The 22,656-nt window shown below is 49.1% G+C and carries 20 protein-coding genes and 1 pseudogene; 10 read left to right on the plus strand and 11 right to left on the minus strand.

What is annotated here, in order from left to right; translation table 11 throughout:
* Positions 1-61: 61 nt before the first annotated feature.
* The 5 genes from AC5YB1_RS02330 to AC5YB1_RS02350 are packed head-to-tail and all read right to left on the minus strand — an operon-like array spanning position 62 to position 4,694.
* Positions 62-1,867 carry a bifunctional molybdopterin-guanine dinucleotide biosynthesis adaptor protein MobB/molybdopterin molybdotransferase MoeA gene (locus AC5YB1_RS02330; protein ID WP_475515249.1) on the minus strand — a complete coding sequence of 602 codons (1,806 nt, stop codon included), beginning with the start codon at positions 1,865-1,867 and terminating at the stop codon, positions 62-64.
* Between the two features lie 8 nt (positions 1,868-1,875).
* Positions 1,876-2,472, minus strand: coding sequence for a molybdenum cofactor guanylyltransferase MobA (gene mobA / locus AC5YB1_RS02335; protein ID WP_475515248.1), 597 nt, complete (start codon positions 2,470-2,472; stop codon positions 1,876-1,878).
* Positions 2,456-3,175: an ABC transporter ATP-binding protein gene (locus AC5YB1_RS02340; protein WP_475515247.1), complete on the minus strand. Its 720-nt coding sequence runs from the start codon at positions 3,173-3,175 to the stop codon at positions 2,456-2,458. Before AC5YB1_RS02340 ends, mobA begins: the two co-directional genes overlap by 17 nt.
* A gap of 2 nt (positions 3,176-3,177) precedes the next feature.
* Complete coding sequence (locus AC5YB1_RS02345; RefSeq protein WP_475515246.1) at positions 3,178-3,885, minus strand: ABC transporter permease; 708 nt, start codon at positions 3,883-3,885, stop codon at positions 3,178-3,180.
* A complete protein-coding gene (locus AC5YB1_RS02350; protein ID WP_475515245.1) occupies positions 3,882-4,694 on the minus strand; it encodes an ABC transporter substrate-binding protein in 813 nt (270 codons plus the stop codon). Before AC5YB1_RS02350 ends, AC5YB1_RS02345 begins: the two co-directional genes overlap by 4 nt.
* Positions 4,695-4,971: 277 nt before the next feature.
* On the opposite strand from AC5YB1_RS02350, the gene AC5YB1_RS02355 reads away from it, so the two are divergent.
* Both AC5YB1_RS02355 and AC5YB1_RS02360 read left to right on the plus strand, forming a co-directional pair.
* A complete protein-coding gene (locus tag AC5YB1_RS02355; RefSeq protein WP_494520560.1) occupies positions 4,972-6,357 on the plus strand; it encodes a sigma-54-dependent transcriptional regulator in 1,386 nt (461 codons plus the stop codon).
* Position 6,358: 1 nt separating this feature from the next.
* Positions 6,359-8,497 (plus strand): sensor histidine kinase, encoded by a 2,139-nt coding sequence (locus AC5YB1_RS02360; RefSeq protein ID WP_494520561.1) that lies wholly within the window; start codon positions 6,359-6,361, stop codon positions 8,495-8,497.
* A gap of 291 nt (positions 8,498-8,788) precedes the next feature.
* Here AC5YB1_RS02360 and AC5YB1_RS02365 read toward each other — a convergent pair whose 3' ends face one another.
* From AC5YB1_RS02365 to AC5YB1_RS02375, 3 genes are all read right to left on the minus strand, one after another.
* Positions 8,789-9,250 (minus strand): GNAT family N-acetyltransferase, encoded by a 462-nt coding sequence (locus AC5YB1_RS02365; RefSeq protein WP_494520562.1) that lies wholly within the window; start codon positions 9,248-9,250, stop codon positions 8,789-8,791.
* An 85-nt stretch (positions 9,251-9,335) separates the two neighbouring features.
* On the minus strand, positions 9,336-9,995 hold the full coding sequence (locus tag AC5YB1_RS02370) for a 7-cyano-7-deazaguanine/7-aminomethyl-7-deazaguanine transporter (RefSeq protein ID WP_494520563.1): 660 nt from the start codon (positions 9,993-9,995) through the stop codon (positions 9,336-9,338).
* Positions 9,996-10,316: 321 nt separating this feature from the next.
* Complete coding sequence (locus AC5YB1_RS02375; RefSeq protein ID WP_494520564.1) at positions 10,317-11,675, minus strand: isochorismate synthase; 1,359 nt, start codon at positions 11,673-11,675, stop codon at positions 10,317-10,319.
* A gap of 386 nt (positions 11,676-12,061) precedes the next feature.
* Between AC5YB1_RS02375 and AC5YB1_RS02380 the strand changes: the two genes are divergently transcribed.
* The 8 genes and pseudogenes from AC5YB1_RS02380 (at position 12,062) to AC5YB1_RS02415 (ending at position 19,212) form a co-directional block, all read left to right on the plus strand.
* Positions 12,062-14,203: a TonB-dependent receptor gene (locus AC5YB1_RS02380; RefSeq protein ID WP_494520565.1), complete on the plus strand. Its 2,142-nt coding sequence runs from the start codon at positions 12,062-12,064 to the stop codon at positions 14,201-14,203.
* Between the two features lie 26 nt (positions 14,204-14,229).
* Positions 14,230-14,685 (plus strand): annotated as a pseudogene (locus AC5YB1_RS02385) (ABC transporter ATP-binding protein); the annotation flags it as partial.
* Positions 14,662-15,615 (plus strand): ABC transporter ATP-binding protein, encoded by a 954-nt coding sequence (locus AC5YB1_RS02390; protein WP_494521562.1) that lies wholly within the window; start codon positions 14,662-14,664, stop codon positions 15,613-15,615. The pseudogene AC5YB1_RS02385 and the gene AC5YB1_RS02390, both read left to right, overlap by 24 nt.
* Positions 15,590-16,288 (plus strand): energy-coupling factor transporter transmembrane component T, encoded by a 699-nt coding sequence (locus AC5YB1_RS02395; RefSeq protein WP_494520566.1) that lies wholly within the window; start codon positions 15,590-15,592, stop codon positions 16,286-16,288. Before AC5YB1_RS02390 ends, AC5YB1_RS02395 begins: the two co-directional genes overlap by 26 nt.
* 14 nt (positions 16,289-16,302) lie before the next feature.
* Positions 16,303-16,842 (plus strand): core component of ECF transporter, encoded by a 540-nt coding sequence (locus tag AC5YB1_RS02400; protein ID WP_494520567.1) that lies wholly within the window; start codon positions 16,303-16,305, stop codon positions 16,840-16,842.
* Complete coding sequence (locus tag AC5YB1_RS02405) at positions 16,842-17,600, plus strand: DNA-binding protein (RefSeq protein WP_494520568.1); 759 nt, start codon at positions 16,842-16,844, stop codon at positions 17,598-17,600. Before AC5YB1_RS02400 ends, AC5YB1_RS02405 begins: the two co-directional genes overlap by 1 nt.
* A gap of 10 nt (positions 17,601-17,610) precedes the next feature.
* Positions 17,611-17,826 (plus strand): hypothetical protein, encoded by a 216-nt coding sequence (locus tag AC5YB1_RS02410; protein ID WP_475515235.1) that lies wholly within the window; start codon positions 17,611-17,613, stop codon positions 17,824-17,826.
* Between the two features lie 210 nt (positions 17,827-18,036).
* Entirely contained in the window at positions 18,037-19,212 is a 1,176-nt protein-coding gene (locus AC5YB1_RS02415; protein ID WP_494520569.1) for a cyclic di-GMP phosphodiesterase, read from the plus strand.
* Between the two features lie 308 nt (positions 19,213-19,520).
* On the opposite strand, the gene AC5YB1_RS02420 is transcribed toward AC5YB1_RS02415, so the two are convergent.
* The 3 genes from AC5YB1_RS02420 to AC5YB1_RS02430 all read right to left on the minus strand — a co-directional run bounded on the left by AC5YB1_RS02420 (position 19,521) and on the right by AC5YB1_RS02430 (position 22,614).
* Positions 19,521-20,468, minus strand: coding sequence for a YeiH family protein (locus AC5YB1_RS02420; protein ID WP_494520570.1), 948 nt, complete (start codon positions 20,466-20,468; stop codon positions 19,521-19,523).
* Between the two features lie 159 nt (positions 20,469-20,627).
* Entirely contained in the window at positions 20,628-21,998 is a 1,371-nt protein-coding gene (locus AC5YB1_RS02425; protein ID WP_494520571.1) for a magnesium transporter, read from the minus strand.
* Between the two features lie 190 nt (positions 21,999-22,188).
* Entirely contained in the window at positions 22,189-22,614 is a 426-nt protein-coding gene (locus AC5YB1_RS02430; protein WP_494520572.1) for an ATP-dependent zinc protease family protein, read from the minus strand.
* Between the last annotated feature and the right edge of the window lie 42 nt (positions 22,615-22,656).

Genomic DNA, 22,656 nt, shown 5'->3' on the forward strand with positions numbered 1-22,656 from the left:
ATCACCTACAACGGCCAGTGGTGCGCTGGATACCCACTGGCCCGGCTAAAATAATGACCGCTTATAACAGGTCGGCAAAAGGCTGAATATACACAGTGTCGCCAGGGGCGAGTTGTTCATCCTGCTCGCCGATGACGATAAGGCAGTTGCCCTTGACCATAGAGCTGAGCATCCCAGAGCCTTGAGCCCCCGTGCTGCTAACATGCAGCTTGCCATCGACGCCTAAGTGATACACGCCGCGGCTAAATTCGGTGCGTCCGATACGGCTGCGTAGCTGGCAATCGGCGATGGCGGGTAGCAGTGTGGGAGCCCAAGCTGACTCGCCAGCTAACTTGCGCAGTGCAGGTTGGACAAACTGCATGAAAGAGACCATCACGGCCACCGGATTGCCGGGTAACCCAAAGAATAGGCAGTCGCCAATTTGACCAAAGGCCAGTGGGCGACCTGGGCGCATATTGATACGCCAAAAGTTAATTTGGCCTACTTTGGCTAAGGCGAGTTTAATAAAGTCTGCATCTCCGACCGACACGCCGCCAGAGCTGATCACGGCATCGGCTTGTTGCGCCGCGCCTTGCAGCGCTTCCACCAAGGCCGCTTCTGAATCGTGAATGATCCCGAGGTCTATCACCTCACAGCCTAACTGTTTGAGCATAGATTTAATGGTGAAGCGGTTAGCGTCGTAAATGCAGTTGGGCTTTAATGGTTCACCCGGCTGGCAGACCTCGTCACCGGTAGAAAAAACCGCCACTCGTGGTTTGCGGTGCACTGCCAGCTGGCCAAAACCTAATGACGCTAGCATGCCTTGATGGGCCGCTTGTAGGCGGTGCCCAGCGGCCAGAGCCGTGCGACCCTTGGCGATATCTTCACCGGCTTGACGTACGTGTTGCCCTAAGGTGATATTACCGCTAAAGCTTACCTTATCACCTTGATCATCGGCCAACTCTTTCATCTGTACAGTGTCAGCGCCCTCTGGTACTGGTGCGCCAGTCATAATACGCACCGCTTCACCGTCATTTAAGCGGCCTTGATAACTGTGTCCCGCCATTACATCGGCAACAATCTGGTATTGGCTCAACATAGGGTCGCTATATTTAAAAGCGTAACCGTCCATTGCCGAGTTGGTCTGCTGCGGCACATCGACGGGCGAAATCGCATCTTCGGCCAATACCCGATTGCTGCAATCATCGAGGGCTACAGACTCGACTTGCGTCACGGGCTTAACGAAAGAGAGGATATTATCCACGCCTTGTCTGACAGATAGGCTGTTGCTGCTGTCCATTTCGCAGCCACACTCAGGCGCGGCTTGTAGCGGCACCTGGGTGGTTGATGGTGTCCAGTTTTTTGCATATTGGATAACAAAATTGGCGATCTGTGCGACGTTATTAATATCCAGTCGCTGCAGATCTGATGGCAGCTGGGTGTCATCGCAACAGGCGATCGCTTGAATATTAGTGTCGTGAGTATGGATAAAGGGTTTGCCGTGAGCGGCGCGGTGCAGTTCGATTTTCGGTAAGGCCAATTTTTTAAAGCCTTCGACCAAGACGATATCTATTTTGTCCTGTTCAATCTGCTTAAGCAGGTGCGGTAACTCTGGCGCATCGGCCACCAAGTCTTCAGTCATCAATGCCCAGCGTACATGGGAAGCAACCAGCATCTGGCGTGCACCGGCTTTACGCATCTCGTAACTGTCTTTACCGGGAATGTCGACGTCAAAATCGTGATGAGCATGCTTAATCACCGCTAGGCGGATCCCACGACGATTAAGTTCTGGGATCAGTTTTTTCAGCAAGGTGGTTTTGCCTGTACCGCTATAAGCACAAAATCCGAGAACGGGCACCGACAGGGGATTATTAAACGCTATGCTCATGTAGACCTCTAAATTGATTGGGCTATTGCCTCAGAAAGCTGTTGTTTTTGTTCTGGCGTGTTGACGTTGACAAAGGCATTGGGCTGGTCAGAAAAATCGCAAACCGCACAGTTATGTTGAGCGTACCAGACATCAATTTTACGCTCGCCAGCATCTAAAAATGCCTTCATCGAACTGCGTAGCTCAGGCTTGATCAGTAACACCACGGGTTGTTCACGTTTGCCGTCACTGGCCACGGCCATGTCGGCCTGCTGAGCGTCAATAGCCGCTAGCATTCTTGCCGCTAAATCCTGGGGTAACAAAGGGCAATCGCAAGGCACCACTAATAGATAATCGGCCAAGGTATGGCCTAGTGCGGTGATCATGCCTGCCAAGGGGCCAAGATAGCCAGAGTCTTCATCGCTTAATACTTTGAAACCAAATTCAGCATACCGATTTTGGTTACGATTTGCGTTGATCAGGATCTCCTTAACTTGAGGTTTTATCCTGTCAATGGCGTGCTTGATCATAGGTTGGCCATTGAGTTCGACCAAACCTTTATCGTTACCGCCCATACGTCTTGCCATGCCGCCGGCAAGGATCACCGCATCAATTTGCTGTGACATAGTGTAATTCCTGCTTATGTTGGTTGAGTCCCACAATGGGCGATGCTGCTGCATCGGTAGCAATAATCTGTTGCTGTTCTATTTGCCAACTTTGTTCACACAGGCTGGTGAGTGAACAGCTTTGATGACTACTGATAAGCATACCTGTTCCCTGTGTTTTTAGGTCACTTATCATGGTCAATACTAATTGCTGTGACAGTTTGTCCATGTTAGAGGTGGGTTCATCTAACATCAATAATTTCGGCCGCATGACCCAAGCGCGTGCAATCGCCAAGCGCTGACGCTCGCCACCAGATAGGCTTGCAGCTTGCTGTTGCATGAGGGGGCCTAATTGTGCCATTTCGACGGCGGTGCGTGTTCGCTGCTGTATCTCTTGAGTCGAGAGCTCGCAAAAGGGTTGCACATAATTAAGGTTATAGGCAACGTTGCCATCGAACAGGTAAGGGTGCTGGTGTAAATACACGGCTTTTCCTAGCAAAGGGTTGCGGCGCCACCAAGGCGATGATGGAAATCCGTGGGCCTGTAGGTTGCCACTGGTCGGGGCTTGTAAGCCGGCAAATAGTTTCATTAAGGTGGTTTTACCCGAACCGTTATCACCTTGCAGGTGTACGGTTTGCTGCTGGGTAATGCTGAGGTTATCGAAACGATATAGCAGGCGGCTACCAAAACGCATTTCGATATTACTGGCCGTTACTTTAACCATAACTAGTGGCTCCTCGGCTCGGCTTTGCCTCTTAACGTGCCCAAGGTAAAGTTGAGTATTAAAGAGAGGATGAGTAATACCAGCCCCAAGGCAATGGCTTGGGCAAAATCGCCTTTACTGGTTTCCAGCGCGATAGCGGTGGGGATATTACGTGTGACACCAGCAATGTTACCGCCCACCATCATAGAACAACCCACTTCGGTCAAAATACGGCTAAAGGCAGCGACAATGGCCATCAATAACGGCACTTTCAATTCTCGGCAAATTTGCCACACAGAGCGTAGCCACGAGGCGCCTAAGGTGCGAGAGGTTTCCCATGCGCGTTTATCGACGCTGGTAAAAGCGGCTTGGCTCATGGCGATTAATACCGGAGCACAAATCATCATCTGTCCAAGGATCATCCCGGGTTGGGTAAACAGCCACCTCAAATCGCCCAGCGGCCCCATGCGAGTCAGTAATAAGTAAACCAATAAGCCAATAACCACGGTGGGGATAGATTGAATAGTTTGAATTAAATTGGTAGCAAACCAGCGGCCGGGGAAGGGGATAAATGCCAATAGGAAGCCTAAGATCAGTGACGGCAGCAGGGTAAACGCCAGCGCTGCAAAAGAGACTGAAAAAGAGACACTGACAATGGCCCATACATCAGGGTCCAATGAAAACAGCAGGCTTAACGCCTGCTGTATAAGGGCTAACCAGCCTTCACTCATTCGCTATATGTTGCCTTAAATAGTTGCTCACCATTGACGGTGTAGCTGTTAATCATATTTTGTGCATCCTTGCTGATTAACCAATCACTTAACGCCTTAGCTCCCTGATGGTTTAGATCGGGATATTTGGCAGGGTTAATCAGTACAATTTGATATGGATTGGCTAATGCTGCGCCGCCATCGTAATCAATTGCTAGGTCAAGCTTGGCCTTATAAGCGACGTAAGTGCCGCGGTCAGATAAGGTGTAGGCCTGAAGTTCATTCGCCATTAGTAGGGTTTTGCCCATGCCTTGGCCAACTGAACGATAACCGTCGAAGTTAGGCTCAACGTTTGCCGCCTTCCACACGATAAGCTCTTTCATGTTGGTGCCAGAGTTATCACCACGCGACACGAAGGTTGCACCAGATTCGGCTATTTTAGCAAAGGCTTCTGCTGCTGTCTTACTGCTGCGGATCTTTGCTGGGTCATTTTTAGGGCCCAAGATCACAAAATCGTTTTCCATTATGCCACGAGGCATAACGCCATAGCCTTCTTCTACAAATTTAGCCTCGGCTGCTGGCGCGTGAGTCATTACGACATCGACATCACCTTGGCGTGCCAGTTTTAATGCTTTGCCGGTACCCGTAGCGATAACCTGTACTTTATAACCTGATTCAGCTTCAAATTTTGGCAGCAAGTTTTTCAGTAGGCCCGAGTTTTCGGTGCTGGTGGTGGTCGCCAGTTTAATCACTTCTTGTGCTTGTAGTGGTGATACGGTTAAGGCGCTAGCGATAACCGCCAGACTGAAAATGGATTTTAGGTTTAACATTGGTACTCCTTGGCATAGTGATAAGATGCGATTTGCCGCTCTCGCATATATTTGTTTTACAAAACAGTGATTAGTCAGCAAAAAAGGTGCCAATGCGGAATTTAAATAAAACATGTCTCAAGTCAGTTATAAAGTGTGAGACAGATCGCAAGGTCAATAAAATTTCAGCAGACATAATGTCCCAAAGTCATAGAACTCTGGTTCAGGGTGACCAATTCCCTGAGCTTTGATGCTAGAATCTGTTTAATGTGTGTCAAAATGTCCAAAAGAAGACAATATGAGCCAGCCAAATAAAGAGATGAAACCGTTACCGTCTGCCGTATCTGTGTTAATCGTTGACGATGAACCCGGAATGCGCAGTTTTTTAAAAAAAGCTCTGTCGAAGAAATTCGCCTTAGTAGAGACGGCTGGCAGTGTTGAAGATGCCGAACAGCTCCGCAGTCGCTGTCACTTTGATCTGTTAATTGTCGATATCCGTCTGCCGGGACGTTCAGGGATCGAATGGGATGAAGCCCTAAACGATAATGAGCGCCGCTCTGACATTATCTTTATGACAGGCTACGCCGATATGGATGTGGCGATAAAAGCACTGCGCGCCGGTGCCTCCGATTTTATTATGAAGCCGTTTCATCTAGAGCAGATGATGAAGGCTGTAGACCGCTGTATCGAGCGTCGCTTGCTTAAGCGTGAAAACCTGATGCTACGCCGCGAAGTCTCTATCGGTCAATCCTCAACCATTATTGGCAGCAGCGATGCCATGATGGAGGTGAAGCACGTGATTGAGCGGGTTGCACCGACCAATGCGGTGATCTTAATCGAAGGCGAATCGGGTACAGGCAAAGAGCTGGTGGCCAGACAGCTGCATCTCTTAAGTGGTCGTCAAGGGCCATTTGTGCCCGTTAACTGTGGCGCCATTGCCCCAGAACTACTTGAGAGCGAGCTATTTGGCCATGCTGCAGGTTCATTTACCGGGGCTAAAGGCAACCGTGAAGGGCTATTTAGTTTTGCTTCAGGCGGCACCATCTTCTTAGATGAAATAGGTGAGATGCCGCTAAAAATGCAGACCGCGTTATTGCGGGTGCTTGAGCAGCGCACTATCCGTCCGGTGGGCAGTGAAAAAGAGATCAAGATTGATGTGCGAGTGCTCGCGGCGACCAACCGTAAACTCGCCGACGAGGTTGAGGCGGGCAATTTTAGGCGCGATCTGTTTTATCGACTCAATGTGCTCGATATCGTCATTCCCCCATTACGCACGCGCCCAGAAGATGTGGTCGAGCTGACCCACCACTTTACTCGTCAACTGGCCGCCGAGCTTGGGGTTAAAGAGGTAGTGTGGAGCCATGAGGATATGTTGAAATTACAACAACATGAGTGGCCAGGAAATATACGCGAGCTGCGTAACATGATTGAGCGGTGTATTTTGCTGGGCAAGCCACCGGCAGAATATTGGAAGCAGCAACCTAAGTCAGAAATGTTAAACGAAGCCGGTTATCCGCTGAACTGGAGCCTAAAAGAAGTAGAAAAACATCACGTTACTGCTGTGGTGGATCTGCATCAAGGCAACAAATCGGCCGCCGCTCGCGATTTAGGCGTCTCTAGAAAAACCCTAGATCGTAAATACAAAGAGTGGTTTGACCAAGGCCAAGACGAGGCGGAGAGCTAAGGTGGCGTTTTTTCCTCGACTGTTTGGTGTTAACTGGCAGCAACTGCAGGCTAAAGTACGCTACCGAATTTTAGTATTAACCTTGCTGCCGATTTTATTGACCCTAGTCAGCCTAGTGTTTATTACCATCTATTGGAACATTAGCTACACGGGCAAGCAGCTGTTTATGAAGGTTAAAGCTGACCTCACCGTGGCGCGCAATACTTTGGATGCGGTGCAGGCTAAGCAAGAAGATCTGCTTAAACAGGTGATGGTGTCGTGGGAGTTTCAAAACGCCTTTCGCCAACTCGACCCCAAAGCGCCCATCTTAGCCGATGACATTAGCGCCTTGCTGGGGCAACAAAAGGCGGCGTTGCATCTCGATTTTTTGCGGCTTATCAGTGTTGCAGAGGCGGCTGCTGATCCCGACTTGCGCATGATGCTACCTAAAACCAACAATACAGCAGCTGTTTCTGGGCTGATGGTGCTTCCACCGCAGCGTTTAGCGCGCTTGGGCGAACAGCTTGACGCGGCAGCGGTGATCCCGCTTGTTGATACGCCACGCTCACAGAAACCCAGTAAGGTGGTAGAAAAGCGCGGCATGCTCAGTCGTAGCCTGTTACCCATTGTCGGTAACGATGGCACTGTTGGCTGGTATCTCGATGGCGGCATTTTGCTTAACCGAGATATGCGCATTGTCGACCATATTCGCGACTTGGTGTACGACAAAGGCACACTGCCAGAGCGCTCTATCGGTACCGTGACCATTTTTTTAGACAACATCCGTATCAGTACCAATGTACCATTGCATTTCTCGCCGCAAAACAGTGAGAAACAGGGGCGCGCGTTAGGCAGTTTAGTGTCTGAAGAGGTGCGCCAAAAAGTCTTGATTAATGGCCAGCTTTGGGTCGATAGGGCCTTTGTCTATAACGACTGGTTTATCTCGGCCTATGCGCCGTTGACCGATATTCGCGGCAAACGTATCGGCATGATCTACACCGGCTTTTCCGAATCGCCCTTTATTCATAATTATCTGCTTAATATTATCGAGCTCGGCACCATCTTAATGTTGGTCTTACTGGTGTCAGGCTTACTGGTATACCGCGGCGCCTATAGCTTATTACTGCCGATAGAGCGGATCCATCACGTGGTCAAAGCGGTGCAGTCGGGGCGTAATTTACGTATTGGTTCACTCGGGCTCGAGCAAGATAATGAGCTGTCGGATCTGGCTGAGCAATTTGATCGCATGCTCGATTTACTTCAGCGGCGTAATAGCCAAATTCAAGCGGCGGCCGAGCAGCTAGAAGTGAAAGTCGAAGAGCGCACCCGCAGCCTGCAAGAAAAAACCGAAGAACTACAGCGTAACGTGGCCTTGTTAAACGAGACGCGTCAGCAGTTGGTCACTAATGAGAAGTTAACCGCACTCGGCGAGCTAACAGCCGGTATTGCCCATGAGATCAATAATCCGACGGCGGTGATCTTAGGTAATATGGAGCTGCTTAAGTATGAGCTGGGCGATCAGGCGGCTGACGTTGAAGAAGAGATTGAGATAGTGATCCAACAGGTTGGCCGCATCAGTACCATTATTCGTAGTCTGTTGCAGTACAGTCGGCCCGGTGAATTTAATGCGCCGCTGGAGATGCATCAGCTGACGCCCATTATCGAAGAGATGCTGATTTTGGTGCGTCACTCGGTGCAGCAGCAGGAGGTGGTATTGATCCAAGAGCTTAACGCTAGCTATCCCATCGAGGTGAATCGGCCTCAATTGCTGCAGGTGTTGATCAATTTGGTCGTTAACGCTGCCCATGCAATGGACGGTCGTGGACGCATCAAGATCCGCACCTACGACTGGTTGCAACACGGTGAGCCTGTGGGGGTTAAAATTGAGATTGAAGATGAGGGCAAAGGCATTCCCGAGGAGCAGCTCGGACGGATTTTTGACCCCTTCTATACCACACGTAAAGATGGCACTGGCTTAGGCTTGTCACTCAGCTACGGTATTATTAAACGGATAGGTGGCACCATCGAGGTCAGCTCAATCTTAGGTAAGGGAACCCTGTTTACCATTGGTTTATACCATAAGGCCAAAGATGATCAATTAAATCCGCCTTATGGTGGGTTACATTTCTCCAGCAATATGACCAATAAAAATAGAGGCTAAACCCTATCAATACCAAAACGGCAGCCCTTGAGCTGCCGTTTTTATGGCTAAGGATAAAGGCCGATAAGGCTTATCATTAAAGTGATATGGGGGAGCGCTTAATTGCAGGTAAAAAAAAGCCGGAATAAAAATATTCCGGCGAAAAAGTACGTGAGCAATGTTAAGCATATAACCCAATCATTAAGCAGAGATGAAGTGCTAATTAAACTGAGCTTTGGAACGCATGTAAATGATAGTCATTATCATTTGGGTTGGCAAGTTATTTACGTGTAAATAACAACGCCATTGCGATCAATTTAATAACTTGTTTAAAAACAATTTATTATTGTCAACTTGCTCTTTGTTTGTCTGTAGGCCTACCACTTTATAACCTTGTTTAATCAGCATCTGCAGCATGCTAGTAAACTGGTTGTAGGTGTTAACCGCTATGCGCTCAAACCCGTGTGCTTTTGCCCAAGCCTCTTGATCGGCCAGTAAGGTTTTGGCCAGCCCTAGCTGTCTGTACTCGGGCAGTATGCCACCAAGCCAGCTATAAAATTGGCCTGGCTGTTCGCTGTAGCCTATTTTAAAGCCTGCTAATTCACCCTCAACACTCATCAGTTGAACCAACATAGGCTTATTGGTTAAGCGGGCGCGATAATCTTCAATAGTATAACGGCCATCAAATTCAGGGATTTGCTGAGCTAGGGTGATTAGCGTTTGCAATAAGTCATCGCTCAGGTCGCTATGACGGGCAATCGTCGTGGTGTACATCTTTAGATCTCCAGACAACAATGCCACCAAAGCGGCACTTGGAATTGATTAAAAAAGTGCCGCGATGATAGCCTAAAACAACTGGTCAGGCCAGTTCGTTGTGTGGTTTTGAGGCTAAAATCCGATCTTGCAGTACCTTGAGCAATACGCCATAGGCTGGCAGGAACAGACCTAAACTAACCATCAATTTAAAGCCGTAATCGACGGTGGCAATTTCGGGCCAGTGCGTCGCCATAAAGGGATCGCTAGAAGCGTAAAAAGCCACGCTAAAAAACACTAAAGTATCAATAAGATTGCCTACAACGGTCGATGCCGCTGGTGCCACCCACCATGATTTTGTGCTTCTGAGTTTGGCAAATACGCGAATATCCATGAGCTGCCCCACCAAATAAGCGGCAAAGCTAGCAAAGGCGATGCGAAAGACAAAACTATTGAATTCGGCTAACGACTGCGCGCCTTGAAAGCTGCCTTGATGAAACAATACCCCAATAAAATAGGAGATCACCAATGCCGGTAACATGGCTTTAAGGATGATTTGACGCGCATGCTGCTGGCCGAAAATTCGCACGGTTAAATCGGTCGCGAGATACACAAACGGAAAGCTAAACGCACCCCAAGTGGTGTGAAAGCCAAACAGTTGAAAAGGAAGTTGAACTAAGTAGTTACTGGCTGCAATGATCAGTATATGAAAACTGACTAACAGTAATAGAGCACGCTGCAATTGCGCGCGAGATAACATTAACATCTTGTGGCCTTTTTAGTCGGTTAATGCGGGGTGAGGGAACCCGCTAAGGTGAATCTTATCCCATTGTGCATCGCCGTAAGTTTAGCGCTTATGACGATACCTTGCTTACGTACCCTACTTAAGAACCCTTAAGTTATCAGAGTGACCAGCAGCAATGGGGTCTATCGATTTGGGCGGCAAATTATAGATAATTACTACCAATGTACAAGCATAATTGACGTTTTTAACTGCATCAGGCCAGATATTCTGTGCTTACAGGGGGAAGCCTGCTTAGTATCGCTAGATAACGGCAGGCATTGAATACGATAGAGGTTAGGGTTGTTACACTTCGGTGAGTATCGACAGTATGGTCGCCAGTTTGTTTTCCAGCTCGCCCCATTCGGCGTCGGCCTCGGAGCCAGCCACAATGCCAGCACCTGCAAAAAGGTTAATTCTGCCTGGTTCAATCAAGGCGCTGCGAATGGCCACCGCAAACTCACTCTCATATTTGTTGAAGTAACCACAGGCGCCCGCATACCAACCGCGGGTGTACCCCTCGCGCTGGCGAATAAAATTAATCGCCGACTCTCTGGGTAAACCGCCTACCGCTGGGGTGGGGTGCAGGGCTAATAAAATCTGAAAATCGTTCACGCCTGGTTTGAGCTCGGCTCTGATCGCCCGGTGTAGATGTTGAATATGGCTAAGTTTAAATATCTTAGCGAGCTCATCGGCACCGACATAGTTACTCAGCGGCGTGAGCGCATCGACAATATGTTGGCGTACCAGTTGGTTTTCATGGCTGTTTTTGCTGTCATCGATGAGCGCTTTGGCCAGCAGTGCATCTTCCTCTTCATTAAGGCCACGAGTGGTGGTACCCGCTAATGCTTCGGTAAACAACTCGCGCTGACAGCGGCGGTATAAGCGTTCGGGCGTGCAAGAGATATAGGCGCTGTCTGGACTAAACTGGAAGCCAAATTGAAAACTGTTTTGATTGCGCCCCTGCCAACTGGCGAGCAGCATCCAGGGATCGACTTTCTCGTTCACTTCCAGTTGAGTGAGCCGTGACAGCACCACTTTGGGGGTATCTTGAATAAATTTATCTTGGGTGACCTGATTGACCAGCTCACGCCAGCGCTGCTGATTAGGGCGATCGCTGCGACTGAGCAGGTGGATTTTATTGGGCGCTGATAAGGGCGCTGGCGGTGACAATTGCTGCAGTGCATCGAGCGCTAACTGACGCTCGCTTTCGATGTCATTAATCTCAATATTGAGATTAATTAATAACTTGTACTCATTACCGCTGCGGCGTAATTCGATACGAGGCAAGATAAAATGTGCCCGGCCATATTCTGGCCAGCAATCGGTATTACGATCGAACGCCACACCACCGTAGTAGCGGATCTCTGGATTGCTCGACAATGCGCGCTGCTGCTGATAGGCGGCACACAGCTGGCTGTCATCGACAGCATCTTCAAACATAAAATCTTTGCACGCCCCGACAGCTGCGACCTCTTGTTGGGTGTCACGCCCGCGCCAGTATACTTTGGGATAACACGACTGGCTCGCTAACCACGCAATAGAGGGCAAGGGAGTTACAGGCACAGACAGCTGAATGATCGGCTCGCCGTACTGATGGATCTCCAGTTGCTCAAGTGTGCTAGTTAAGGATGCTATGGCTTGGGATAGCGAGAAAACGCTCAATAAATACTCCAGCTTTATCGATAAGTATCTTTGTTTGATGGCAACAATCGCCACCAATATGCAATGCAGAGACTTATGGTGTATTGCTAATAAGAATCTTTCCCACAACCTAATGCGCCGGTAAAAGACTGTCAAGTTACAGGGAGTTAAGCTGTGAACTTGTCCAAATATTGTTTATTTATATTTGGTTTATTGATAGATAAAAACTGCGTACTTTTGTCTTAAGTGATTTTCTTATTGGACAAAATGTCCACCGAGGGGGGAGTAAAGCACAGACAAAGTCGTAATTAGTCGATCTGGGTTGGTTTTTGTTTTTAGAGCGCTTGAGACCACTATCGTAACATTGAACAATGATGCGATTAGGTTACTCGGAGTGTTAATTAAAAATGTATAAAAATCAAAAAATAATCAAATTGTCGTTGGTCGCTCTTGCGATGGGTAGCAGTCCTATGGTGTTGGCTGATAATGCCAATAGAACCCCTATTTTAGATGTGTCAGAAGTGATTGTGGTGACGGGCGAAAAGCCAACGGCGCAGCAGCAGAGTACGACCACATGGCGTATTACCGCCGATGAAATCCAAGCCTTAGGCGTACAGAGTCTCGACCAAGTACTTAAAAATGCCCCGGGTGTGTTTGTGCGCGTGGGTGGCCAAGGCACTCCGCGTGTCGATATTCGTGGTTTTAAAGCGCGCCATGTTATCTATCTCATTAATGGCGTGCCAGCAAATGGCGCCGAAGATGGTCAATTTGATCCTAGTGTGATCCCCGCGAGTCAAATCGCCTCAGTGACGGTATCGGTAGGCCCCACCTCTGTGTTGTATGGCCCGGGCGGTGCAGGCGGCGTGATCAACATTCGTACTAAAGAGGGCGATAACGCCCCCTTACTGTCGGGACACCTTGAAGGCGCCGATAATGATACTTTTGCCGGTGACCTGACCATGGCGGGTTCAGGGGCACAGTGGCAAGGATTGCTCTCGTTATCGAGACAGCAAACCGATGGCTGGCCTGTGTCTGGTGATCAACCTGATACGGCATTGCAACAGGGCGATACGCGCTTAAATTCTGCTAAAACGGTCAATAGCCTGTTCGGCCAAGGTTCATATTGGTTATCGGATCGTACCGAACTGATGGCGAACGTTAACTTGAGTGATGGTGACTGGGGTAAGCCTGCGGTTGATGGCACTACGAGTCGTAACCCTAAATTTGAGCGGGTCGATGATTACCAGGCGCATACTGTGCAGGTGGGGATGGCACATCAATTTAATGACAGATATACCCTACGTGGCTTTGCCTATCAAAACCAATCTGACGTGTTAGAAAATCGCTATGTCGATGACAACTATCAACTAATCGAGCAGCGTTTAGATGGTCGCTCAACAATGAGTGGTGCTAACGTGCAATTTATCGCCGACTTTAAGCATGGTCAGCTGCTAACAGGAGCAGTATTAGCCGAGCACCAAAGCTGGGAGTCGAGCAGCGACAGCTTTGATACCAGTGGCTCAGGCTCGGGTGGCGGCAGTGGCTTAGGTACGGGTGGCGGTAGTGGCTCAGGTACGGGAGGCGGTAGTGGTTCAGGTACGGGCGGCGGCAGTGGCTCAGGAACGGGCGGCGGCAGTGGCTCAGGTACGGGGGGCGGTAGTGGCTCAGGTACGGGTGGCGGTAATGGTTCTGGTGGCGGCTCTGGGGAAACCTTTGACGATACTTCATGGATGTACACTGCGGCGCTCGAGTATCAGTATCAGCACGATCACTTAGGTGCAACCGTCGGTGCAGCACTGCATCAACAAGATCGCGTGCAAGACGATGAAACCGATTATTCGGCGCAAGTGGCCGGTTATTGGCAGGTATTAGACGCGACGCGGGTGAACTTAGGGCTCGCGCGTAAAGTACGTTTCCCATCAATGCGTAATCTGTATGCGTTATCTTCAGGTAACGAAGCATTGCAAGCGGAAACTTCCGAGCATATCGAGCTGAGTGTCGATCAAGGTTTGGGGTATAACACCGACTTGAATATCGCTGGGTTCTACACCGATGCCGACAACTATATTGCTAAAGATAAGGGTGGCGTATACCAAAACATGGGGCGCTATCAGTTCACCGGCGTCGATGTGTCACTGCGTAACCACAGCATCGATAAGCTAGCCGTGACCTTTGCCTATAGCTTCCTCGATAGCGAAGATAAAGACGCAGCTCCTGGGCTAGCAACCTTAGAGTATCGTCCGCGTCATCAATTAAGGCTGCAAGCCGATTACGAGCTGCCTTTCGCTACACGTATCAATATTAATATTGAGCACATAATGGGGCAGGTGTTTCAACAGCAACAAAAGGTCGCGGGACAGAAGGTGTTGGTTGAGCAAGATTTAGCTGACTATACCTTGGTGGATCTCAACTTAATTCAACCCATCATGGGGGATAACTTATCTGTGTATCTGCGTGCCAGTAACTTGCTTGACGAACATTACTACCAGAGTGAGGCGTTACCTCAAGCGGGTAGACAGGTGTTCTTAGGCATTAACTGGCAGATCTAGACGGCAGATATAGACTGAGTGTTCTGATGCAGCTACTTCAATTGCGACAAATCAGTTTTCATTATCAAACAGCGGCTAAGCCGCTGTTTGATAATCTTGATTTTACTATCAAGGCCGGTGATTGCCAGATGATCCACGGCCATACTGGCTCAGGTAAATCGACCCTGTTAAAACTGATCTTAGGCGTGATGGAACGTCCCTTTGTGGGCGATCGCCATTGCGCGTCGCCGCTGTGCTTAGGTGTCGTGATGCAAGATCCCAATGTGCAATTGCTGCGACAAACCCTAGGCGCCGAGGTGGCATTTGCATTGGAAAACTTAGGGGTGGCAGCGCAAGATATGCATGCCCAAGTCAGCCAAGCCCTGCGTAACGTCGGGCTGTTTATTAGCTTAGAAACCCCCATAGAGACCCTGTCGTTAGGACAAAGATACCGTTTAATGATTGCGGCGCAGTTAGTACTGCAACCCGATATATTACTGCTCGATGAGCCGTGGGCGCAGCTCGATAATCAAGGGGTACAGGAACTCACGGCACTGTTAGCACAGCTGCAACAGGCCGGTATGGCAATCGTGATTGTTGAGCATCATAAGCGTGCCTTTTCGAGTTGCGTGACCCACAGGTGGCTGCTCGATGCTGGGCGGCTGCATCCTTATCAGGAGGATGATGCCGAGCCAGCACTGCTTAGTATGGCCGGCGCGCGCACTAAACCTAATACGTCTGCGATGCAGGCTCCGGTTATCCATGCCGGGCCTTTTAAGGTGGGTTTTAGCGGCCAGCCGTTATTGTTTCAAAGTGATGCTCTGTGTTTGTACCCTGGTGAAATCGTGGCCTTAACGGGTGACAATGGCACAGGCAAAAGCACCTTGCTTAAATGTTTAGCCGGTATTCAGGCGGATGTGGGTAATCTCTGTATTTCAGTTTTAAATCAACGTCCTAAGTTAGGTGTGTATGGGCATCAATTGGCGCTATTACATCAACGACCAAGCCGGCAGTTATTTGAGTCAAGCGTCATCGAAGAGATGCAATTTAGTTTAAAACGTTATGGGTTGCCGCTCGAACGTGCGCCGCAAATGCTCGCTAGATTAGGCTTATCGGCGCTGGCCTCTCAATCGCCACACCAACTTTCTTATGGGCAGCAGCATTTAGTGGCGCTTGCGTCATTGGCCTGTTTGCAGCCACAAATCTTGCTGCTGGACGATCCCTTTGCTGGGCTAGATAGTGGCTTCTTCTACCAGGTAGCCAAGTTAATTTTAACCCTGAGCGAGCAAGGCTGTGCCATCGTATTGGCTAGCCATCGACCGCTGGACTTATTGCCTATCGATCAGGTGTGGCACATTAGCGATAAGCGTCTGCAATGTCTCACGGGTGATGAGTTGACTGAGCAAGATGAAAGGTATGCTCGTGTGGGTTAAGCAGAGCAAGGCAAGGGGCCACGTTACGTCGGCAGATAACGACATGACGCAGCACTTTATCGTTAAAAATCCTAAGTTGTGTGCCCTGTGTATCTTGTTAAGCCTGTGTCTGTCGAGCAGTGCTTTTTTTGTACCCGATCAGTTTTTATCGGTTATCGCCCTCTTTAATGGTGTGCTGTTACTCCAAGGGCGCTATTTGGGCGGCGGTGTTAAAGGATTATGCTTACTGTTTACGACTCAATTGGCGATCACTTGCGCACTTTACCAGTTGCTTCATGGGGGCGAGCGGATAGGTGAGGCTGTGCTGGCGGTGGTACGCATATTACTGGCGATGATTCCCGGCTGGTGGTTATCCATTACCTGCGCGCCCCAACGCATTGGCGAGGTATTGAGTTGGTGTTTACCGCACAAATGGGCCTTTGTGATGGCGGCCAGCTTTAGTTTGCTGCCGCGAATTGGCTTGGAGGTGAAGGAGATTTATCAGATGCAGGTGATGCGCGGCGCGAAGATAACGCCCAAAGCCTTGTGTCGACCGAAACATTGGGGCGAGCTGATTTACTGTGTGCTCTACCCGCTATTAATTCAACTGCTAAAGCTGTCTAAACAGATAGCCTTAGCCGCTAAATTACGCCGCTTCGGTGTCCACCATAAGCCAACCCACTGGCCCGATTAATGAGATTAAATTACATGCACAATAAAGGTTTTACACTGCACGATGCGCTATTTATTGGCTTTTGCGCCACGCTCTTGGTGGCCTTAAAAGGATTGCTGCGACTCAAGTTAGGCTTGACCGGACACTCGATGTTTTTGATGACTTTTTTTTATCTTATTTGCTATGGCGCCGTCGGTAAAAAAGGGGCGATCACTGTGTGTGGCATCTTGGCTGGCTTAATGGCGATGATGTTGAGTGTCGGCAAAGGGGGCCCCTTTATCGTGCTTAAATTTGCCTTGCCCGCCGCCGCCATGGATCTGTGCTTACTGCTGTTGCCGACTGTGCTGGCACTCAAATGGCGCTGCATTATCTTAGCCCTAGTGGCTACTGTGGCGTGGGCGAGTAAGGGAACGATTGAGGATATATTAGTGGGGCTAAGCCTTGAGGTAGTGCTATTGCAACTGGCTAAAAGCTTAGTGTTTGGTGGTTTTTTTGCTGTACTGGCGGCGTTATTGGTACCGCCAGTATTACAACGTTTGAGAAGTCATGATCTGTTAGACCGTGAGGAGCTGTAATGATGAAGAGTCAACAGGGGTTAGCGTCTTGGTTAGTCTGTATCGATGATACCGATGATATTGGCACTAAAGGCACGGGTGAGATCGCCGAAGAAATTGCCTTAAAATTATCGGCAGGCCAGCCTAGCCGCTGCGCGTTTGTGACTCGCCATCAGCTATTTGTGCATCCAGATATTCCCTACACGTCACACAATAGCGCCATGTGTTTTCAAGTGCGAACGCCTTTGTGTCAGGCTCAGATCTTGGAGATAGCCGTTAACCATTTACTGCAAGAATGCGCGTCGGCGTCCGATCCTGGCATCGCCTTGCTCGATCTACAAGCTGCTTGCGATCATCAAGCCTTAATCGACTTTGGGCTGGCGGCTAAGAAGGTGGTGAAAACCAAGGCTGAAGCTTACGCCTTAGCGCATGCACAAGGTATTCACTTAAGTGAGCATGGTGGCACTGGCCAAGGTGTCATTGGCGCCATGGCAGGATTAGGACTGCGTTTGCAAGGTAATGATGGCCGGATCAAGGGGCAATTTAAGCTACCCGGGCTGGAAGCGGGCACGGTGGAATTGTCGGTTGCCGAGGCGATTGAACAAACAGGCGTCGATTGTGTGCTAACCGACAGCGGTGAGCCACTGTGTTTTAAAACGCCGTTGCAACTGTCAGGTAAGGTGAAGGCGGTGTACCGCGAACATCAAGTTTGCCTGTTGGTGTATCAGCAAGAGGGTGTTTGGCGCAACGCCCTAAAACAACAACTGAAGCATTATTAATGGGGCCGCTATGACACAGTATTTTAGTCTACATCAGGGACGTTGGCAGTTAGCCGTTGAGGCTGACAATTATCAAGCGGCTCGTCATATTGCGGCTCAGTGCCAGCACTTTATCGCCGACGACGAAGATGAGCAGGTCGATGATCAGCTACGCTCTTGTGTCAATTGTGCTCGCCGCCGTTGGTTAGTGGACGCGATTGAATGTACCGTATTAACTGCGAGGTAAGGTGAGTTAACATTCTGTTTATGTTGGCATAATTTATTTCACCGCTGAGCCACCTAAAATACGCAAAAATGAGTGGTAGTTTTAGTGTGCTCAGCATAACATGGCGCCCTTAGAGCTTGATGTTGTGAATTGGCCCTGTTGGGCTGGATCCTGACTAGATTGAAAGTGGTTAGAGAGCTCGTGGTGAGGCTTGGCGCAGATGGTGAAACAGTGGGTAACAAAGCGGACATTATAAAAATTGCAGTGCGGCGCTTGTCTATAGGCATGTATGTCACGGCGATAGAGCGGCAAGGTCAAGTTAATATTGCTCATCCTGGGCAAATTAAAAGTACTGCGGCTATCCAGCAGCTAATTAAAAATAACCTCAAATATGTTTGGGTCGATGTTAATCGTTCGGACCCGAGTTGCGGCCTAACGCCTCCTAAAGTCGCGCTGGCACCGGCTCCTCCTATCGTAAAAAAAATCAGTCGAGAACAGTCACAAGATAAAGCCAAACGCTTAATGGCAGAGGCAAAAGATCTGGTGCAAAAAGTCTTGTCTGAAACCTTTGAAGGCAAGGCCGTTGCCGTTGAGCCGTTTGAAGATTTAGCAGAGAACATGATTGAGTCAGTCATGTTAGACGCCGATGCCTTTAAATGTATTTCAGCGCTGCGTTCTAAAGATGCCTATTTGCTGGAGCACTCTATCAATGTGGCCTTTTTATTAGTGACCTTTGGTAAGTATTTGGCCCTTGAACGTGACGAGCTTAAACAGTTAGCCGTAGGCGGTATCTTGCATGATATCGGCAAGGTGAAGGTCGACAACAACATCTTGCATAAGCCCGGCAGGCTAACGCCCGCAGAGTTTGAGCATATGAAGTTACATCAGGTGTTTGCCAAAGAGATACTGGCAGATACCCAAGGCTTGTCCCAGATCAGTCGTGATGTCTGTTTGATGCACCATGAAAAGCTCGATGGCAAAGGTTATCCTAATGGTCTTGCTGGCCAGCAGATAAGCCTGCATGGTCGCATGAGCTGCATTGTCGATATTTTTGATGCACTTACCGCTACGCGTTGCTACAAAGAGGCGATGAGTCCAGCCGCGGCGTTTAAGATCCTACTCAGCTTAACCCCGTTTCATTTAGACGAGGCATTAGTATATGAGTTTATCCGCTGTATCGGCATTTATCCTGTGGGTTCTTTGGTGCAACTGTCTGATGGTCGCGTGGGGATTGTGTGGGATGCGAAAGATCGTGATGCGTTGCATCCCGTGCTTAAGTGTTTCTACTCTAATACCCATAAACGCTATACCGATGTGGTGATGGTGGATCTATTAAAACATGATGTGCATATCGAGCGCGGGCTCTCGCCCAGCAGCTTAGATGTCGACCCGACGCCCTTCTATTAATGAATCGATTAAGGGCGTTAACGTCAGCATCGTCTTGTGTCACAGTCTATCGTCATCGCCAGCAGTGTGGCTGGTTAGCTTATTGAGCTATTTGTTAGTAAGAATAGGTATTTGGTGAATGCTAGATACCGATAAATAATGGCCACTTCAACATAGCGCCCAGCGGAGGCAAAATGGAAAAGTGGCTGATTATAATCTGTTGTGGCATCTTCGTTATGGCCTCGATGCTCACCACAGGTCTGATTCGCGCCCTTATCGATATTGGCGCATTTGTAGTGATCTTAGCCTTAGTGTGGCGGATAAACGGCTCAACTAAAATGAATGATATACAATAACGAACCCAGCCCAATCGCGACCCAAAGCAGTAAGCCTAATATCATCGGCTTAGCACCTGCCTGACGCATCTTGCGTAGAGTGATCCCCGCGCCAATCAAAAATAGACACAAGACGAGTATCCGTTTTGACAACATAAAGATGGCTTCATAAGCCGCCTGCCCTTGGGGGAGGTAATGGGCGATGGCGATGGCGACACAATAAAACACAATAAATAGCGGCACAGATACCTTGCGCTTGTTACCGCCAAATACCATGGCGCTAATGAATGCCAGTGGCACTATCCACAGGGCGCGCGCCAGCTTAATGGTGGTGGCGGTGACTAATGCTTCATCACCATAGGCAGAAGCCGCACCGACCACTGAGGAGGTGTCATGGATCGCAATCGCACTCCATATACCAAAGTGATATTGGCTCATCTCTAATAGATGCCCTAAGGCGGGAAACAGAAATAGGGCTACCGAGTTAAGTACAAATACGGTGGCGAGCGCCAGAGCAGTTTGCTGGCTGTCAGCTTTGATGGCTGGAGACACTGCAGCAATGGCGCTGCCGCCACAGATGGCGGTACCTGCGGCAATCATATGGCCGAGCTTGTGGTCTAGCTTGAGCAGCCGAGTGAGCAGGGTGCCCAAGATTAAGGTAAATACAATTGAACCTAGGATTAAGCCGAGGTTGTCGAGGCTGGCACTGAGCGCCGTTTCAAGCTCAATACCAAAACCTAAGCCGATGATGGAATAAGCCAGCAGTTTTTTGGTTAACGCGCCGATATCCCATTGGCTGGGAACCAAGCCAAGGCTGGCCAACGTAAAGCCCAGCACTAAGGCGATAGGTGAAGAGATAACCGGAGTTAAACAGAGCAGGGCGCACAGCATAAAAATCAGCCGTGAAGGCTGGTCAATGAGTTGGCTAAACAAAGATTTCATCTACAAGGTGATCGAGTTCTAGTGTGATTGCCGCAGTATAACTAGCACTTAGGTTCTAATAAATTCAATAAGACTTATCTTAAGATTCAATTTTATTTAATCTTTTATAAGTTGGTGAGGGTAAACGTGGGCAACTGAGATTGCCCACGTTATAGGCGCTTAAGGTAGCAGCAATAAGCTGCCTAAGCCTAAGAAGATAAAGAACCCGACCACATCAGTCACTGTGGTTAAGATCACCGAGCCCGCAACGGCAGGATCAATCTTCATCTGTTTGAGTACAAAGGGGATCACCGTGCCCGATGAGGCCGCGGCCAAACTGTTAAACACAATGGCGACAAAAATAATGCCACCCAGCGGCACCGAGTTAAACCAAAAGCTCACTACCACCCCAATTAAGGCGCCCAGCAACACGCCGTTAAAGGCGGCAATTTTAAGTTCTTTGTCGAGTAGCAGTTTTAAGTTGCTACGTTTTAAGTGGTTAAGTGCAATACCGCGTAGCGCCACTGCCAAGGTTTGGCTACCGGCAATACCGCCCATACTGGCAACCACAGGCATTAAGATAGCCAGTGCCACCACTTGTTGCAGCGCATCACCAAATAAGCCAATGACCCAAGAGGCTAAAAAGGCGGTTAATAAGTTGGTTGTTAACCAGATAGCGCGCATTCTGGCGGCAACGGTGACCGGAGTAAACAGATCTTCTTCATCTTGCGCCGTTTCTGAGGCCAGCACTTCTAAACTACGCTCTTTGAGGCGTTGCATCAAAATGGACACCGCTATTGCGCCAATGATCTTGCCCTCTTTTTGTACCGGATGCCACGCAAAGCCAGTCACGGGATTAAGATGTTGCGCCGCTTTAGTAATATCTTGATCGTCGTTGATGGGGTCCACTTCCACAATAATGTCAGCCAGTGGCGTACTCGGAGCCACATTGTGAAGCTGCTCTATGGTGCATGCGCCTTGGTATTCGCCTTGGGCATCGACGGCATAAACCGCAACAAAATCTCGTTCGGGATACTTTGCGATGCGCTCTAGCACTCTTCTAACTGGAGCTGTTGGGCGTGAGCGTAAAATATCATTATTGAGGTAACGTCCCACTTCCTCATCTTGATAGCTTAGAGCCTGTTGCATCTGCTCTATGGTGAGAGACTCTTGTTGCTCGAGATAATCTTCGACCACGTCACTGGGTAAGATTTCGGCGAAGGTCAGTACATCAATTTCTGTGATGCGCTTAAGCAATTCCTGCATCTGCGCGTCGGTCAGAATATCGAGCACATGGCGTGCGGTTTCATAATGCAGCAGGTGTAAGATAGCCCAGCCACGCTCGGCAGGAATGTAGCGACACACGACCGCACGGTATTGGTCTGTGATGGACTCGAATAGGTTGGCTAAATCGGCGTCACTGTAGTCACTGATAAAGGCCAGCGAGGCAGATTCTTGTTCTTCTGGGTGGCTGACAATGTCGATGACCCGAGATAATAGGTCGTCTCTTATTTCCTCTTCATTAAGAGGCTCATGTTCAGGCATTGCCATGGAAATATCCTTGTAATCAAACGAGTGACAGGCCAACATGCGGCGATGCGCCGTGGCGTACTACAGGCTGCAGTCCATTGATGATATTACTCAATGCACTAGCCGTTTCATGTCGGCTATGATAACCGACATGAGCTAAAAGCGACGCTGTTTATCTGTTACTAAATCACGTGATTAGCGATTGTTCCCGCTAGCAATCGAGTAAAAAGCTTTGTGCTGGGTCAACCAGCACGCGGTCGCCCATCCCTTCGCGGCCAAGCAGCATCAAATAGGTCATATCCTGACGGTTGCTTAGTGTCAGCTCGATAGGCCATTGATGATCACCCAATTGCAAGGTGGTCTGGATAACACAGCGCTGCTCAACTTCGCCATTAGAGGATTTTATCCTGCGAGAGTCATGCATTGGTGCTTTACAGTGTACCGTCTGATCCAAATTATACACATCGGGATGCAGATCGAATTCGACATAAGGTCGGCCGCCAACTTTAACACGTTTTAGGTTGTCGACGTGTAAGGATGATGTCTTAGCCCCGGTGTCGATCCGCACCTGCAGGTCACTAATACCGAGATCGGGTAGGTGGCATATTTCTAGATTGCCAATAATGATTTTTTTCATGTTTTTATCCTAACAAAATAAAATTACCCCGCTCTGGTGAGC

The sequence above is a fragment of the Shewanella sp. 433 genome (assembly GCF_059338565.1).

Bases quoted from the DNA above. Each gene is read 5' to 3' on its own strand.
- AC5YB1_RS02370 (WP_494520563.1), bottom strand. From the start codon at position 9,995: ATGTTAATGTTATCTCGCGCGCAATTGCAGCGTGCTCTATTACTGTTA.
- AC5YB1_RS02330 (WP_475515249.1), bottom strand. From the start codon at position 1,867: ATGAGCATAGCGTTTAATAATCCCCTGTCGGTGCCCGTTCTCGGATTT.
- AC5YB1_RS02345 (WP_475515246.1), bottom strand. From the start codon at position 3,885: ATGAGTGAAGGCTGGTTAGCCCTTATACAGCAGGCGTTAAGCCTGCTG.
- AC5YB1_RS02380 (WP_494520565.1), top strand. From the start codon at position 12,062: ATGTATAAAAATCAAAAAATAATCAAATTGTCGTTGGTCGCTCTTGCG.
- AC5YB1_RS02410 (WP_475515235.1), top strand. From the start codon at position 17,611: ATGACACAGTATTTTAGTCTACATCAGGGACGTTGGCAGTTAGCCGTT.
- AC5YB1_RS02355 (WP_494520560.1), top strand. From the start codon at position 4,972: ATGAGCCAGCCAAATAAAGAGATGAAACCGTTACCGTCTGCCGTATCT.
- AC5YB1_RS02340 (WP_475515247.1), bottom strand. From the start codon at position 3,175: ATGGTTAAAGTAACGGCCAGTAATATCGAAATGCGTTTTGGTAGCCGC.
- AC5YB1_RS02395 (WP_494520566.1), top strand. From the start codon at position 15,590: ATGAAAGGTATGCTCGTGTGGGTTAAGCAGAGCAAGGCAAGGGGCCAC.
- AC5YB1_RS02365 (WP_494520562.1), bottom strand. From the start codon at position 9,250: ATGTACACCACGACGATTGCCCGTCATAGCGACCTGAGCGATGACTTA.
- AC5YB1_RS02405 (WP_494520568.1), top strand. From the start codon at position 16,842: ATGATGAAGAGTCAACAGGGGTTAGCGTCTTGGTTAGTCTGTATCGAT.
- AC5YB1_RS02430 (WP_494520572.1), bottom strand. From the start codon at position 22,614: ATGAAAAAAATCATTATTGGCAATCTAGAAATATGCCACCTACCCGAT.
- mobA (WP_475515248.1), bottom strand. From the start codon at position 2,472: ATGTCACAGCAAATTGATGCGGTGATCCTTGCCGGCGGCATGGCAAGA.
- AC5YB1_RS02400 (WP_494520567.1), top strand. From the start codon at position 16,303: ATGCACAATAAAGGTTTTACACTGCACGATGCGCTATTTATTGGCTTT.
- AC5YB1_RS02425 (WP_494520571.1), bottom strand. From the start codon at position 21,998: ATGGCAATGCCTGAACATGAGCCTCTTAATGAAGAGGAAATAAGAGAC.
- AC5YB1_RS02350 (WP_475515245.1), bottom strand. From the start codon at position 4,694: ATGTTAAACCTAAAATCCATTTTCAGTCTGGCGGTTATCGCTAGCGCC.
- AC5YB1_RS02420 (WP_494520570.1), bottom strand. From the start codon at position 20,468: ATGAAATCTTTGTTTAGCCAACTCATTGACCAGCCTTCACGGCTGATT.